The 15,636-nt window shown below is 55.0% G+C and carries 10 protein-coding genes; 1 reads left to right on the top strand and 9 read right to left on the bottom strand.

What is annotated here, in order from left to right; all coding sequences use genetic code 11:
• Nucleotides 1-16 precede the first annotated feature (16 nt).
• The 7 genes from COHPA_RS0120550 to COHPA_RS0120520 all read right to left on the bottom strand — a co-directional run bounded on the left by COHPA_RS0120550 (nt 17) and on the right by COHPA_RS0120520 (nt 10,916).
• Nucleotides 17-2,569: a DUF5696 domain-containing protein gene (locus COHPA_RS0120550; protein WP_027088030.1), complete on the bottom strand. Its 2,553-nt coding sequence runs from the start codon at nt 2,567-2,569 to the stop codon at nt 17-19.
• 17 nt (nt 2,570-2,586) lie between these two features.
• On the bottom strand, nt 2,587-3,219 hold the full coding sequence (locus COHPA_RS0120545) for a Yip1 family protein (RefSeq protein ID WP_027088029.1): 633 nt from the start codon (nt 3,217-3,219) through the stop codon (nt 2,587-2,589).
• The gene (locus COHPA_RS0120540) at nt 3,194-4,663 is read right to left on the bottom strand and encodes an SMP-30/gluconolactonase/LRE family protein (RefSeq protein WP_027088028.1); all 1,470 of its coding nucleotides are present in this window, start codon (nt 4,661-4,663) and stop codon (nt 3,194-3,196) included. Before COHPA_RS0120540 ends, COHPA_RS0120545 begins: the two co-directional genes overlap by 26 nt.
• Nucleotides 4,664-4,678: 15 nt before the next feature.
• Complete coding sequence (locus tag COHPA_RS0120535; RefSeq protein ID WP_425393716.1) at nt 4,679-5,485, bottom strand: carbohydrate ABC transporter permease; 807 nt, start codon at nt 5,483-5,485, stop codon at nt 4,679-4,681.
• 71 nt (nt 5,486-5,556) lie between these two features.
• Complete coding sequence (locus COHPA_RS0120530) at nt 5,557-6,513, bottom strand: carbohydrate ABC transporter permease (RefSeq protein WP_027088026.1); 957 nt, start codon at nt 6,511-6,513, stop codon at nt 5,557-5,559.
• A gap of 16 nt (nt 6,514-6,529) precedes the next feature.
• Nucleotides 6,530-9,403, bottom strand: a complete 2,874-nt coding sequence (locus COHPA_RS0120525; RefSeq protein ID WP_035121545.1) for an extracellular solute-binding protein — start codon at nt 9,401-9,403, stop codon at nt 6,530-6,532.
• Nucleotides 9,404-9,527: 124 nt separating this feature from the next.
• Entirely contained in the window at nt 9,528-10,916 is a 1,389-nt protein-coding gene (locus COHPA_RS0120520; RefSeq protein WP_027088024.1) for an extracellular solute-binding protein, read from the bottom strand.
• A 275-nt stretch (nt 10,917-11,191) separates the two neighbouring features.
• Between COHPA_RS0120520 and COHPA_RS0120515 the strand changes: the two genes are divergently transcribed.
• Nucleotides 11,192-11,947, top strand: coding sequence for a response regulator transcription factor (locus tag COHPA_RS0120515; RefSeq protein WP_027088023.1), 756 nt, complete (start codon nt 11,192-11,194; stop codon nt 11,945-11,947).
• Nucleotides 11,948-12,245: 298 nt separating this feature from the next.
• On the opposite strand, the gene COHPA_RS0120510 is transcribed toward COHPA_RS0120515, so the two are convergent.
• Both COHPA_RS0120510 and COHPA_RS0120505 read right to left on the bottom strand, forming a co-directional pair.
• Nucleotides 12,246-13,880, bottom strand: a complete 1,635-nt coding sequence (locus COHPA_RS0120510; protein ID WP_027088022.1) for a response regulator transcription factor — start codon at nt 13,878-13,880, stop codon at nt 12,246-12,248.
• Nucleotides 13,873-15,618 (bottom strand): sensor histidine kinase, encoded by a 1,746-nt coding sequence (locus COHPA_RS0120505; protein ID WP_027088021.1) that lies wholly within the window; start codon nt 15,616-15,618, stop codon nt 13,873-13,875. The genes COHPA_RS0120510 and COHPA_RS0120505 overlap by 8 nt, the downstream gene beginning before the upstream one ends.
• Between the last annotated feature and the right edge of the window lie 18 nt (nt 15,619-15,636).

The raw sequence follows: 15,636 nt of genomic DNA, 5'->3' as shown, positions 1-15,636 counted from the left end.
AGCTTCGCCAGTAATCTCAAGGTTGCTCACCACCCGTCACGTAGCTTTCGGCCTCGATCGTCATGCCGTCCGCCTGCGCCGGCGAACGGTTATAGTTCACGATGACGTAGGTTCCGTTCTCGTAGACGGTTCTGAATACGCCTTCGTCCAGCTTCTCGTGCGAGATCATCCGCTGGCCTTGCACGCGTCCCAGAACCCCGTTCACCTCTTTATAGATTTCGGCGGCTTGATCGATCCACAATTCGTAATTCACGGCGAACAGTCTGTCGTAGTCCGTTTTGTTCACCTTGTAGTTCGGTTCGTAGATCCAGTCGAAGTATACGCCCGCTCCGTATTCGATGCTTCTCAGCACGTACTGTCTGACATCGTTATAGGTGGACAGATTGTACGGCTGGCCCGTGTAGTCGATATAACCGCGAACGACCATTTGATAGAACGGAATTTCTTCGTCCTCCAGCTTGAACCGGCTATTCGACATCGGCGCTTCCGTAATATCCGACAAATACGGGAGCGCGTAGGCGTTGCCTCCGTTACCCATGATCTCCAGCTTGTCGTCCCGCAGCTTGCCGAGAGCGTCCGCCGATATTCCTTGGGACTGCACCCGATCGATCAGCTTGTTCTCCCGGAAGTCGCTGTTCAACGTATCGGCCATATCCCGCAGCGAGATGCCGCCGGCCTTATATTCGCGCAAGCTCTCCCGCATCTTGTCTACGTACCGCCCGATTAGCCGAGGCGATACGACGTAGGAAGGCGGCTTGGTTCGGTCGCGCCGGTTCAATGCCAAGTTGACCGGGAACAGCATGGCCGGTTCGTCCCTCAGCGTTCTGGAAGCATCGTCGGATTCGTCGAAGCTGTCTCCGGTGTTCGCGACCAGGAAGGCGACGTCCGGGAAGAAAGCAATCGCCCGGTCGCGCGCGAATGCGACGAAGTCCTGCAATCCCTTGCTTCCGCCTACGGCCTTATCTACCGACACGCTGTCCGGAACCTCGTGGTCGAGCCCTTCGTTGAACCAGCCGGCGAATTTAACCTTGAGGTTGCAAATGCCGCGCTCCTGCGCCTGCGCGACGATATCCCGCGCTTGCCCGAACGTCGTCAGCGACTCGAGCGAGTCGTACGGGATGCCCGCGAAATGTTTTTGCTTGGAGATGCTGCCTACCAACTGCAAGTAGAACGGGACATCCTTCGCTTCCGGATTCGCCTTCGATTGCGGGAGTCCGTTCCGCTTCAGCAGGTACTGCTGGTAATAATGCGCCATCCCCGCGACGGAGGCCTCTTCCCCGCTCAGGAAAGCATACCGGACCGCGTAATCCGTCATCATCGGCCGCTCTTGGAACTTCGGCAGCGAACGCTGCTGTTCGTTGGCGAACAAAGTGACCTCGTCTTTATTGATGACGTAGAAGCTCGGATATACGTAGTTGTAGCCGTTCAGTCTGCCGGCGACGTCCGCGTTGATCGTGGCCGCGGCCGCGCCCTCCTCGATAATGCCCAGGAACGCCTCGCCTTCCCGTACCATTCCGAATACCGGCAGACGCACGTCTTGCTCCCTGGAGGGGTCCTCGGTCCGATCGACCGTCTGGTCGGAACCGTACACGACCTGTTGATACGCCGGATACTTGGTTTTACCGTTATTGAAACGAATGAGCGCTCCCGATCCGTCCGGAACGAATATCGAGCCTTCCGCATCCGCGCCTCCCGCGCCGAAGAAGCTCAACATCGATATCATGTTCACCGGGTATTCCTCGGGATAGTAGATGCTGTCCGCGGGAATCTTGGCCACGAGGCTGTCATCGTCCAAGAGGTACTCGATCGAAGCCCGGAAAATACGCGGCTCCGGCTTGGACAAATCCATGTTCAACTCGGCGGCGTCTTCCAGCAGATCTTCTTCCGTGTAATCCGCCGACTCGAGCGCTTTAAGCGCCCGGTCCAATTGAACCCCTTGCAACGCCGCGTCGTTCCGGACGAATATTCCTTTCTCTATGTCTTCCTTATAGGCGATGCTAAGCGCTCGTTGCTCCGTCTTGTTCAACTTGCCCGACAATTCCTCGAACCGGGCTTTGCTGAACAGCGGCGGCATGTCTTCGAACGATTTTTTGGCCGTCCCGAACTGATAAGACGCTCTCACTCCGCCCGGGATCGGTTCGAAACGGATTTGCTTGTACGCCGCGCTGTCCGTATACGTATTGATCGAACTGAGCTGTCCGAGATTATTGTAGAAATCCACCTTCATCTGGGATGACAGCAGATCTTTGTTGACCCCCGAAGCAAGGGAATCCGACTCGCGCCCCGGAGGATTGCTGTGCCAGATCGCGCCGGTATGCTTATTCAGCACGGCAATGGCGCCCGACGCTTCTTCCACGAACAGACGCAGGCGATCGTTCTCGGCGACGCCTTTCATGTTCGCCGCTCGGGCATCCGAGAACGCCGCGGTCAACGGTTTGCCCGGCGTAAAGGCCGTGATGGCCGGGCCGTTCGCTTGGGTCGAAGCATTCGGCGCGGAGTCGCCGCATCCGGAGACGAGTACGAGAACCACGCAGCTTGCGATCATCAGCGCCTTGTTGGCGAACCTCATCGGTAAGCCTCCTTTCATCAGCTTCTCAAGGAAATCTCCTGGGATATCGTGTAGACGAAGTTTGCGATTTGCTGAATCAGACTAAAGAACAACAGGCACAGGAACGCCATGAACGCCATCGTTACGATCGTGAGCAGAATCGTCCATACCGTCTTGACGGGCGTGAATTGATGCACCGTCATATTGCCGACGAACAAGAGGAATACGAACCAAAGGCTCGCGAGATTGCCGGAAAAATAATAAAAGGAAGCCTCTTGCAGCGAAATCACGTTACTGAGCAGCACCCACGGCAAGTTCACGATGACGATCGGAGTCAGCGCGTAGCAGGTCGAGACGAAAATTTCCTCGAATCGCCCTTCCCCGTCCATCAGCGTCGTCAGCGACCAGTTCGCCACGCACCAGAACAGCACGGGCACGACCACGTACACGATTTCCATGATGCTGTTCATGTCGTCCGGGTCGGAAAGATTGACGACGAATCCGTTGTACTGGCTTTGCAGGACGTTCGTGATAACCATCAAGATCAGGATGGCGAAGGAAACGATCAGGTTCGTCTTCGAGCTTCGTTCGTATTTCAAATCCCAATAACCTTTAAAGGGATGCACGATGAGATGAAAAGGGAATTTATACTCTCTGCTGAGCGGCGACAATGTTCTTTCCCCCTTTCGCTTTCCGGTATCTTCTCCATAGGTATAGGCTCAGGGCGAGCGCGAACAAGACGCCGGCGATCTCGGTGAAGTGATCGCGAAGCACTTGCTTGCGGTACAGAACGAACGCCTTCGAATAATTTTTCTGATCCAAGCTTCGTTCGAAGTAATCCATGGCCTCCGCGTATTCGCCTTGACGCAGCTTCGCCTTGCCGATGCCCGAATAGGCGAAATCCAGGTTCGCGTTCATCCGGGTCGCCTTCTCGTACAATCGGTCCGCCTGCTCCTCGTCGCCTCTGTAGTAGCTTCTGACCGCTTCGTTGAGCGTTCGCCCGTACTCCGTCGTCTCGAATACCGTCAATTCCCCGAGCGCCTTATCCAGTACGAGGAAGTCGTCCCCGACCCGGTCGAACGCGGACGGCGTATCGAATTCGCCAAGCTGGTTGCCGAGCTCCCCGAACACGTACATCAAATACCCGTCGCCGTTGTACGTCAGGATGCGCCCTCTCTTTACGTCGAGAAGCGAGTAGATATCGCTGTCGGTTACGTCGATGTCGGTGAGCCTCGGGTAGCCGTCGTAAGAGCTGGTCCACCAATCGCCCCCCGGAGGAAAATACCCTTCTCTTCTCAGAATATCGTTGCCCCGCGCGTTCAGCTTCTTCACGTCTTCGTACCCTTGGCCGTTCGTCGCGTAAATAAACCCTTGATCGTCGATATCGAGATTCGTGAATTCCGTCGGAATGAACATGACCATCTGGCTCTTCTGCGCTTTGGTCGACAGCATCTTCCAGAAGCGTTCCGCCGGACTGAATTGCACTTTATTGGCGCCGATGAACGACGTAAAGGCCCCGTCCGCGCTGAATTCCATGAATCCGTCGTACACGCCCGTCGCCATGACGTACATCCGCTGCGCCTTGTCCACGACGATTCGCACCGGTTTGAACTGGAAGTCGGCCGGCAGCGACTCGGACTTCGGCGAATCGACGATCTGCGCCAGCTTGCCGTCCGGATCGAGATGGACGATACGCTTATTCCCCGTATCCGCCACGTAGACGTGACCGTTATCCGTCACGAACAAGCCTTGCGGATTGTTGAACCTATCCGCTTGCCCGTCGCGGTCGAAGGAATCGATCGTTCCGATCGGCTTGAACCGATCGTCCATGGCGACGATCCGATTGTTGCCGGAGTCCAGCACGTAGATGCGCCGATCCGAAGTGACATGAAGATCGGAGGGCTCTTTGAATGCGCCGACGCCCAGCTTCTCGCCGGTCCAGAGCGTCGTCGCCTGGTAAGCCGACGGCGAAGCGACCGGATTCCCTCTTGCCGAGTAATTGTAGGAACCGCCGCTCTCGTCGGCGTAGACGGCACTGCCGCAGGCGCCGACGCCAATCATGCCGCATAACGCGACGAGGATGCAGGTTTTCACTTTCAGCATGCTTTTCGACATCTGCACGCATCCTTTCTACTCTTTCATCCCGGAAGTCGTCATCGTCTGGATGACGCTGCTCTGGGAGACGATGAAGAGCGCGATCGGCACGATCATGAGCATAAGCGCAACCGCCGCTCCGACGCCCGCCCGGGCGATTCCCCCCTGAGTGATCTGGCCGAGCGCATAATGAAGCGTCTTGAGATTCTCGCTGTAAATGAAGTTGCCACCGTCGCTTCCCCACAGGATCGGGAATTGCAGGATCATCAGCGTTAACCACGCGGGCTTCACGTTCGGCATGACGATCGTCCAGTAAATCCGATATTCGTTCGCTCCGTCGATCTTGGCCGCTTCCAGCAGCGCGTCCGGTATTTGCTCCATGAATTGCTTCATGAGGAACAGTCCGAGCGAAAAGCCGAGCGAAGGCACGATGATCGACGCGTGCGTATTGATCCATCCGAGCCAAGACATCACCATATAGTTCGGAATCGACGTAACCGCCCCGGAGAACATCAACGAGAGGACGACGATGCTGAAAAGCGCCTTGGAGCCCGGAAACCGATACTTCGCGAGCGGATAGGCCGCGGCCGATGCGAACAGGATATGTCCGACGGTGCCCGCGATCGTAATGAACAGCGTATTGGCGATATAGCGGGAAAGCGGCACCCAAGAATTCCCCATAAGCGCGAACAAATCGTAAAAGTTATCCGTCGTCGGGTTGTTCACGAACAGGCGTGGCGGGAAGACGAACAGCTCGTCGAGCGGTTTGAAAGCGTTGTTCACCGCGAAGAGCAGCGGCAGCGCCATGAAACACCCGAAGACGGCCAAGAGCAGGAACAGCATGAAGCTGACGGTAAACGAGCGGTTGAGCTTTCTCGATAGCCGAAAACCGGATAGCACTTTGACGCCCAACGTCACTCACCTACCCTTCTGAGCAATTTTTGCGTCAGCATGTTCGCCCCGATCATCATGAAGAAGAGCACCGTTGCGATGGCGGACGCGTATCCCATCTCGAAACGTATCGTTCCGTAGTCCATGAGATGCGTAACGATCGTATGTCCCGCATAGTTGACGCTCGGGAAGCCCGCCAAGGCGATCGATACGTCGGCGACCGCGAACGACGCGGTAATCTGCATGACGGCCCCGAACATTAGCTGAGGCCTCATGGAAGGCAACGTAATATACCAAAGCTCCTGCCACCGGTTCTTGATTCCGTCCATCGCTCCGGCTTCGACCAGCGACTTGTCGATCGTCTGCAGACCGGCGATGAAAGCCAGGAAGCTCGTGCCGAGACTAAGCCACAGTTGCACGACGATAATGATGGGCAGAATGTACTTCTCGGTCGTCAGCCACAATACCGGTTCCAGCTTGAATCCGTATTTCATCAAGAAACCGTTCAAATAGCCGTACCTGTCCCCGGAGAATACGATCAGCCAGATGAAGTACACGTTTCCCGCGATCGACGGAGCATAGAACACCAGCGTCATGAAGGCGCGAACCTTGGGCGACAGCTCGTTAATGATCCACGCGAACAGGAAGCAGGCGACATAGCTGATCGGACCGGTAATCAGCGCGAACAGAAGCGTATTTTTGAGCGCGATCATGAACACGTCGTCGTCCAGCAGCAGACGCGAATAGTTCTGCAATCCGACGAACCGGGGGAATTCGAGCATATTGAAATAAGTGAAGCTCAGGAACAGCGAGAACGCGACGGGAATGACGGTGAAGGTGAAGAAAATGAGCATGTAGGGACTCATCAGGATGTAATAATGCTTGTTTCTCTTCAGTTCCTTCCACTTCAGCGCGAAGCGCGACGGTTTGTTCGTCCGAACGTGGTTCGGCACGGTCGAATGCGATGTTTCGGCTTGCATCGTCTATCACCCCCAGCTAGTTCGGCAATTTGAATTCTTTGCGCTTGACCGCGATTTCGTTATTGATGTACAGGATATAGTCAGACAGCGCCTCGCGCGGATTCTCGTTCGCGTTGATGACTTTCCGGAACGCGTTGTCCAGGTGCCGTCCGGTGAAGTAACCGCCCGGTACTTGCGGGATGCCTTCGACCCATTGCCATTGGCTATCCAGGTTGCGATAATCTTTGACCGGCCAAGGCAATTCCTGCAGCGCGTCGATGTTAGCCGTCGGATAGCGCGCCGACTCGCCGAGCAGCCCTTCCATCTCGCGTCCGAAGGCGACTTGCGTCTCTTTGTCCGTCCACCACTTCATGAACGTCCACGCCGACTGCTTGTCGTCCGAACGGTCGAGCAGCATGACGGACGTCGTATGGCTGGCGACATTGTGGTTGACCGTTCCGTCTTCCTCCTCGGTGCCGGGAACCATCGTAAAGTCCCACAGGCCTTTGATCTCCGGCGCCAGCACCGTCAGCATGTTATAGGTCGTATAGTCCGCGATGCCGATCGGCATCTCGCCGGTCCGGAACCGGTTCGGGAAGTCCGCGATGACCGGAAACTTATAATTGGTATAAAACTGCGTCCATTTCTTGAACACTTCCATGGACTTGTCGGAGTCGAGAGCGCTCTTCTTCCCGTCGTCCGAGTAGAACGTTCCTTCGTTCTGATAGAGCAACATGGAGAACGTGGCGTTCGGGACGAGCATCGCGTTGTTCGTCGCCGTACCCGGATTCTCGATCGGCAGCCAGAAATCCATGTTGTGCTTCTGCAGCACGGGTATCATGTTGTAGACGTCCTGCCACGAATGCGGAGGCTCCACATTCAGTTCCTTAAGAATATCCTTGCGATAGAACAGCATCGGGAACGTCTGCTGCTCGGGAAGAGCGTAGACGCCGCCGTTGTACCGGTATGGCGTCAGCGCGCTGTCCCGGAATCTCGCGGCGACTTCCTCGAAGTCGGAGAACGCGGATAGATCGGCGGCCGCCCCCCTCATCGCGTAGTTGACGGGCACGTCTTCTCCGATCTGCATCGCGACGTCCGGGCCTTCGCCGGCCAGCGTGGCGGGAAGCAGAATATTCGCCGGCACGAGCTTGAGATGCACCGAGATGTTCGTCTCCGGCGAGAAGGATTCGTCGATCAGGCTCTTGAGCACTTGCGCCTGGTCTCGCCCCGTCGTAATCCAGACGTCTACGGAGCGGTCGCTTTCGCCGGTATTGCCGATGCTGTCGTAGTCCTCGGTGTACGATGCCGCGAAGGCGCCCAACTCGTGGCCCACCGTCGTCAGGAACGACGCTCCCGCTTTCGGAAGCTCGCGATCGGGCGATGCGACGACGATATAATCGAGCAGCAGCGGCTGCTCCCGGACGGTCAGAATCCACGTGCCCAGACCGCCGATGTTGATTTTGAAAGAATTCAAGCGTTTGGCCACCGTCTCCGGATCGTCGGCCATTAACTCCAATTGGTCGACCAACGTATGAAGAACGGCGACCTTGTCGCTTCGTTCCCCGGTCGCTTGCTCCAAATAATCGGCGACGCTCTGAATCGTAGCGGCTTGCTTCTCGAACACGTCCACCATGCTCGGTATTCGTTTCTCCAATTGATAATCGCGATACGGATCGGGCGTGTTCGAGGTGATGATCAGAATTTTGCGGTACATCTCGTTAAGCTCCAGGACGCTCGATTCGATCGTCCGAAGCAGCGGGGCGATGTCGCCGAGCGTATTCGTCAGACGGAGGACATGCCTGCCCTTCGTCAGATGGAACAAATACGGCTCGTCGCCGCCCAACACGTCCATTTCCCATTCCCTGCCGAAGTCGAAGCGAATCCGTTTCATCTCCTTGAACGGATACTCCCCGTCGATCGTCAGGCTTCTCGTGGCATAAATCCCCCGCAGCTGGTCTTGCTTCCGCTTCAGGGCGATCTTATACAAGCCGTCTTCCGGCACGTCGATTGCCCACTCGATCCATTGGCCGGGCAGCTTCCAGTTCGTTCCGCCGATCGTATTGATTCTGATCTTCGAATCGTCCTGCGGCATGACCGACGCGCTGGACCGGTCCGAGACCGGGTACAGCGTAGGGGAAGATTTCAAGATCGCGTCCTCCGCTTGGAAGAGAAGGAGTTGATCTTTCGCGGACCGTATGCCCGCGGACTCGTACGCGCTCTTCGTCTCCTCGTACGTCTTCGGGCTTCTGTCCTGATACAGCTCGATATAATCAATGGCCATAGGCTCTCTAAGCGCCGTCAGCGTAAGGGTCTGAACCCCTTGGCCGAAGCGGAACAGGTAAGGCTCGTCGTAATACCCTTCGCTGTCCGCGAACGCCGTGAGCTGCCATGCTGGTTTCTCAACTTGTTTCGGCCGCAGATCGTTGCCTCTGTCGTCGCGTACCACTTCCGCGTCCCGATTGCCCCACAGACGGTTGAATAGAATCATCTCCGCGCCCTTGAAGGGTACCTCCTGATTGATGGACAACTCCCGCTCGATCGACGAGCTTTTGCCTTGAATCGGATAATAGTGAATCCTAACGTTGTACAAGCCCGGGTTATCGATCCGAACCTCCCAACTGATCGACCCCGTATCCGGCGTAATCACGGCTTTGCCGCTCAAACCCTCATACCCGTCCGCGACTTCGAATCCGTCTCCTTCCGTTCTCGCGAAGCTTTCCCCCTCGACTCGTACGGTTTCGTTCGGACGTTCCGCGTTCGAGGCGCTGCGCAAATAAGCGTCGTACCCGTCCTGCTCGTCCGAATCGGTCACCGCTACGAAATCGGGCATCGCCTGAATGCGTCCGATTCCCGAACGATCCGAAGGGTAGAACGCCCAAACGGACAAAAAAAATAAGACCGCGACGAGCATGATCGTTCCTTTTCTTTTCTTGATGAGCTCCAATGCTTCTCCCCTCCTGCGGCGAAAGATCGAAATCCAATAATAGTCCCCATGTTAGAGGAGATCTAAATGGGGACTATTGGCTGCCTATAGATTATTGCTGGTAAACCTTATCGATCGACGCTTGCGCAGGCGCCTTGTACTTCTCGATGACCGTCGATACCGATTCGCCGTTAAGCAAATCGCCGCCGATCGCGTAGTACGGGAAGTCCGGCATGAACGTGCCGTGCTCCAGAACGGTCAAGCCTTCGACCGACAGCTTCGCGTTGTTGATGTCTTCTTCCGTGGTCAGATTGGCCTCGAAGTCCGATTGTTCCGGATAATCGTAGATCGAGTCGATGTCGTTGAATTTCTCCCAAATGTACAGAAGCTTATCCGGATCCTTGGCCGCCTTAGGAATCGTCAGCGCCTGATAGGCCGGCTCCAAGGAATGGTAGGAGCTTGCGCTCGGCCCTTTCGGGAACGGAACGAAACCGATATCGTAGTCTTTCATATCCGTCTTCAAGCCGCCGATCTCATAGAACGCGCCCGAGTACATGAGCGTGTTGCCCTGACGGAAAAATTGCCCCGGCTCGGTCCAGTCCCCGCCTTCCGTCGGTCTAGCGACTTTCTCGGTCGCTACGCGGGACACGAAGTTAAGCACTTCGACCGTTTTCGGATCGTCCAACGTCTGCTTGTCGCCGCTCGTCAGCGCCGCTTCGTTGGAGTACAATCCCGGGTCCATCATGTTCGGATTCGCCAGACCCCACGTATCCAGCTTGCCGTCGTTATTCGTATCTTTGTTCGCGTCTTTCGCGACCTGAATGAACGTATCCCAGTTCCAGTTGTCCTCGTTCACGTAGTCCTGCAGCGGCTTGATGCCGAGCTGGTTCATCAACGTGCGATTGTAGAAGACTCCCTGCACGAGATCGCCGCGCGATTCGGAGAACAAATAACCTCTTCCGTTGTATTGACCCCACTTATTCGTCGCGTTCTGGTCGAACGCGTTCGCGTTCTTCGTATATTCGTCGACCGGCCAGAACAGATCCTGCTTCACGAGCGCCGGGAACGCGTAGTTTCTGCCCACTCTGACGATATCCCCGATCGGCTCTCCCGCAAGCAGGGAAGCCGTCACCTTCTCCTGATACTCGCCGTAGTCGACGTTAACGAATTCCATCTTGAAATTGTGCTTCTTCTGGAGCTCTTCCAGGTTTTTCTTCTTGGCGATTTCGTCGGGATTCCTCTCTTGCGGAGTCATATCCCACCAGGAGACGACTTTGATCGTCCGGCCGCCCAGATCGAAGTCCATTTCGGGCGAGCCTTGGTCGATCTCCTCCGACGCCGGAGCGCTAGCGGACGCGGAAGGGTCGGCTGCCGCCGAGCTGCTCGGGGCTTCGCTCGGGCTCGCGCTGCCGTTATTGCCGTTATTCCCGCCGCCGCAAGCGGCTAAAGCGGATACCATCAACAAGCTCACTAACGTTGTTGCAACCTTCTTGTTACGCATCGTATACCCCCCAGGAAAAGTGTCGTACTGGATTACACCGAGAAGTGTAACGCTTACATTTTGGAGCAACAACCTGTCGGTATTCAGATGTTATACCCGCCTATTTATAGGTGTTGGTACCGCTTTCACGAACTTCTCCGAAGAAGGTAAACAAATGCATACGGTGTAAAGAGTTGCACATTGTCGCCTACTGCCCGAGTTGTTATTAATAGAGTAACCCGTTCGCGAAGGGTTCTCTGATTCGTAGCCGATTGAAGATAAGCGAGGTGCTTCTTATGCATTCGGTATTGCTTGTCGATCCGAACACGCAGGCGAGTGAAATCATGCGGCGAATGATCGACTGGAACGAGCTGGGCTTTGACATTCAAGCCTGCGCGAACGATCCGCGCGATGCCCTGACTCTCCTTAGATCGCAACGTTATTCGATCGTTCTTCTGAATATAAAGCGCTTACAATTTCAAGGGCTGCAGCTTTGCGGACAGATTAGACAATTCAGCCGCGTTCCGATCATCGTGGTCGGCGGCGACCATGACTTCGAGCTCGCCAAAGCGGCGTTGACTTATCAGGTCAACGACTATTTGGCCGATCCCGTTCAACCGTCCGATCTCATCGCCAGCCTGAAGAGGATGAGCCGGGAGTTCGGCGGCAGAGCCGGAATCGATCCGCAGCTTCTCGCCACCATTCCGTGGAAACGTCGTCCTCAAGCCTCGATTATCGACGTCGTCAAAAAATACGTGCAGGACGAACTTCATCAAAGCATCTCGCTCAAAAAAATATCCGACGCTTTGCATTTCAACTGCGCGTATTTGGGTCAGAAGTTCAAGAACGAGGAGAAGATGTCCTTCAACGAATACTTGCTTCAGCAACGGATGGAAAAAGCCAAACGGCTGCTGGAACAAACGGATATGCGGATCTACGAAATCGCGGGCCATGTCGGGTATACCGAGATCGACTGGTTCTATAAGAAGTTCAAGCAATATACGGGAATCAGCGCCAACGAATACAGGAAGCAGGCTCTGGTTACGGCATAAGGCTTCTGGGAACCTCGACTGCATGGAGTACAGTTCGTAATCGCAGCTTCGTCATTTTTCTACTGAATAACCCCATCGAATACATCTCATTACCGCCGAAGCCGTCAGAACGCTCATTTTCTACAAAATAGCTTCACTTCGTACCGTTTACAGGTCAAGGAATATCCCCTCGATTGGAATACCTGCCATTCATGCAGTTAGTGCAGAGAGACGAGATGATGCTGCGTTGGTCTAGTCGATATCGATCAATAAAAAAAGCCGTCCCTCGGTCTCATCGACCTTGGGACAGCTCCTTGCATTATCCGACGCTCGGTACGTTCTCCCGATACTCCTGCGGGGTCATTCCGGTTTCCTTCTTGAAAAAGCGGGTGAACGAATGGGCCGCTTCGTAGCCGACGGAAACCGCGACCTCCCTCACCTTGAGGTCGCCGTCCCTGAGCAGCTCCATCGCCTTCTTGATTCGGCACCGCTCGATATACTCCGAAAGATTGATGCCTCGCTCTTGTTTAAAGAGACGGGACAAATAAGTCGGATTAAAGTAATTGAGCTCTGCCAACCGCACCAAAGACAAGTCCTCGCCCAGATGGTCGTGAATGTACCGGCAAATTTGATCGATGACCCCGGACGTTCTCTCCCGATCGTCCATCCGCTTTCTATTGAAGAGGCAGTCCGCGATTCGGGACAAATAACCGAATGCCTCCTTCATCGACGAATGGTTATCCAGGCGAAGCAGCTTGCCGCAGCTGTCGATTTCCTTATGCAGACCGTTGCGATTGATAAAGGAATAAAGCACGAGCGCAATCATGTAATACGTCTCGGTCGCCAGATTCGCGTTATCGCGGTCTTGAAGGACGCTTGCGGCGACCTCCCCCAAGCATTCCTCGAACTTCTCTTTCCGATCGGCTTCGAGGTGCGCCGCCATGATCTCGGTCTTCCTGGAGATCGGCAACGCCTCTCTCGCTTCGCTCGGCTCCGGCTGGTCGGCACGATCGGTGATAATGACGGGAATCTCTTCGCTGAGCTTCAGCTGCAGCAATTGGCGGAGCCTTTCGTATTGGGCGGTTATGTCCTTCCATTCGCATGAAGCTCCGCTCAAAGAAAAGGCGACCTTCAATTCCAAAGCAGCTAACCCCGCTTCCTGCACAAGCTCCAAGGTCCCCTCCAGAAACCGGATAAAGCGGCCGCCCGACTTCTCTTCCGCAGCCGGAGCCGGCTGCACGAACCAGATGTGATCGCCGTACTTATCCACGATTCCGACGTAACGGGACTGTTCGGACAAATGCGAATGCCAAATTCCGTCGAAGGAACGAGCGATTTCGTTCCTTTCGATATAGGCGGCGGAATCGGGATAGAACTGGCGGCCGACGACCATCGCGACGGGTGCGGCGGGGTCCAATCCGACGGCTAGCGCTTCGAATTCCTTGCTTAGCGTCTCCAGCTCAATGCACAGCTCCGAGCTGTCCTGCAGAAGATGCCTGAAGTAATCCTTCTGCGCCATCAGCTCTAATGCGAGCTTCTGTTCCCGGGACTGCTGGGCGAGCTCGTTCGCCTGATCTCCGCGCCGAATGTCCTCGATGGCGTCCATGACCGTCCGCGTTACTTTGTCGTAGCCTTCCGTCTTCAGCAAATATTTGACGTCGGGCATCTGGATCGCTTTATAGGCGTAATCGAACTCGCTATGGCCGGTCAAGAAGATCACTTTGCATCTGGGCCAGTAGGCAAGAATGTTCTCGGTCAGTTCCAGCCCGTTCATTCCGGGCATGCTGATGTCCGTCAAGACGATATCGATTCGGGAACGGGACATCCAGCTCAGCGCCTCTTTGCCCGAATACGCTTTGCATACGTCCAGCTTATCGGGCAGCAGCCGCGCGAACACCTCGTACAGACTATCCGTAATGATCTCTTCGTCGTCGACGATCAGCAACCTATACATGGCCTTCCTCCCTCTCCGACCGGATTCGTACCGTAACCTTCAGCCCGCCAAGCTCGCTTCTCGATAAATACAGGCCGCTGCCTTCCCCGTAAATCAGAACGATTCTACGATGAATATTGAATATGCCCGTCATCTCATGAACTTCATTCGCGCGAACCAACCGCTCGTTCAATGCTTTAATTTCTGCATCGCCGATCGTTCCGCTGTTGTCGACGATAATTCGCGATTCGCCGGGTTCGGTTTCGAACGACACGCGAAGCTTCCCTTCATCCACCATTTGCTCGAGACTGTGTTCGTAGGCATTCTCGATTAACGGCTGAATGATCAGCCTTGGCACCCGAACGTGCTCCATTTCTATCGGCAATTCATCGAATTGAACGCTGATCCGCCTCGAGAAACGGAGCTTTTGAATTTCGGTGTACATGCGCGAGTGCTTGATCTCCTCCGCCAGCTTCACGTTGTCTTCCCCGTTGCGCGTGATGAAGCGGAAATATTCGCCGAGCATAATCGTGAATTGTTCGATTCGCTCCAAATCGCCGGTTTTGGCCAGCGAGTTCAGAATAAAGAAGCTATTGTATAGAAAGTGCGGGTTGATCTGCGATTGCAGCTGCTTCAGCTCCGCTTTCTGCATCATCAGTTTCTGTTTGAAGTCCTGATCGATCAGCGCCTGCAATTTCCTTAACATCATGTTGAAGCGGTTGTACAAATAGCCGAATTCGTCTTTCTGCTCGTGCTTGATTTGAATGTCCAAAGCCCCGCCTTCCATCCTGCGGAAGCTTTGCACGAGGAGCAATAGCGGTTTATGAACGAACCGATACGTGGAGAAGGCATAGATCAATATGGCGCATCCGGAGGTAAACGCGAATAACCACCCCCACTGTTCGAACCGGCTTAGCGGCCGTTTGACGGCTTCTTCGGGCAAGCAGGTCGCCACGGTTAAACCCATTTCATCGGAATGAACCTGGTCTACATGATACTTCGTTCCGTCTACCGTCAGTACCGGCAAATTCCCGTTCGCGTCCCGCATGGCGTCCAAATAGCTTGGAAGCATTTTGTCCGATTCCGCATCGCTCCCCAGCGTAAATCCAGACGCGCTCGACAGCAGGAACGACCGGCTTTCCGGATACAAACTCACTTGCCTCAACGATTCCTTCAGCTTCTGCGAATCCAGTTCGATCTGTACGATGAACAGCGGCTCCTCTCCCTTCGCTCCGCTTTGTCTGGCGACGCTGAGATTGATGGAGTTGTCCCGGTTGATCAGCCGGCTTTCCTTCTTGTACGTTATCGAACGAAAAAAGTCATAGCTGTCCGCATTGAATTCGTGCGCGGCATTGCTAGCCGATACGGTCTTGCCGATGGAGCGGATATGCACTTCGACATCCTTTATATAGGCGCTGCTCGTCTTCAACGTCATAAGCCGATGAACCAAATCATTCATGCTCATCCGTCTTTCGACGTTATCCATCATGTCCCAAGTGACCGCAAGCCTGTTCAGGTCTCCGTCTTCCAGCAAATCGAATTGCTGGATTTCCATCCAATCGATCTCTCGGTTCAGATCGCCCAAATAATCGGACAGCTGCGACAACGTCGCTCTCGACAGATCCTGGCTGGCGTTCTTATAGCTCCAATTGTATAGATAGAAACCTAATAAAATAACCGGTAGAATAACGACCAAATAAGTGACGACCAGTCTGACGAATATCGTCTTTCGAAACAAACTGGCGGGAAATTTCAACAAGAGGATTCCTCCGATGCG

The sequence above is a fragment of the Cohnella panacarvi Gsoil 349 genome, from assembly GCF_000515335.1.
Taxonomy (GTDB): domain Bacteria; phylum Bacillota; class Bacilli; order Paenibacillales; family Paenibacillaceae; genus Cohnella; species Cohnella panacarvi.
This window is presented reverse-complemented; position numbering and strand designations above follow the sequence as displayed.

Bases quoted from the DNA above. Each gene is read 5' to 3' on its own strand.
- COHPA_RS0120550 (WP_027088030.1), bottom strand. From the start codon at position 2,569: ATGAGGTTCGCCAACAAGGCGCTGATGATCGCAAGCTGCGTGGTTCTC.
- COHPA_RS0120540 (WP_027088028.1), bottom strand. From the start codon at position 4,663: ATGTCGAAAAGCATGCTGAAAGTGAAAACCTGCATCCTCGTCGCGTTA.
- COHPA_RS0120535 (WP_425393716.1), bottom strand. From the start codon at position 5,485: ATGCTGTTCCTGCTCTTGGCCGTCTTCGGGTGTTTCATGGCGCTGCCG.
- COHPA_RS0120530 (WP_027088026.1), bottom strand. From the start codon at position 6,513: ATGCAAGCCGAAACATCGCATTCGACCGTGCCGAACCACGTTCGGACG.
- COHPA_RS0120525 (WP_035121545.1), bottom strand. From the start codon at position 9,403: ATGCTCGTCGCGGTCTTATTTTTTTTGTCCGTTTGGGCGTTCTACCCT.
- COHPA_RS0120520 (WP_027088024.1), bottom strand. From the start codon at position 10,916: ATGCGTAACAAGAAGGTTGCAACAACGTTAGTGAGCTTGTTGATGGTA.
- COHPA_RS0120515 (WP_027088023.1), top strand. From the start codon at position 11,192: ATGCATTCGGTATTGCTTGTCGATCCGAACACGCAGGCGAGTGAAATC.
- COHPA_RS0120510 (WP_027088022.1), bottom strand. From the start codon at position 13,880: ATGTATAGGTTGCTGATCGTCGACGACGAAGAGATCATTACGGATAGT.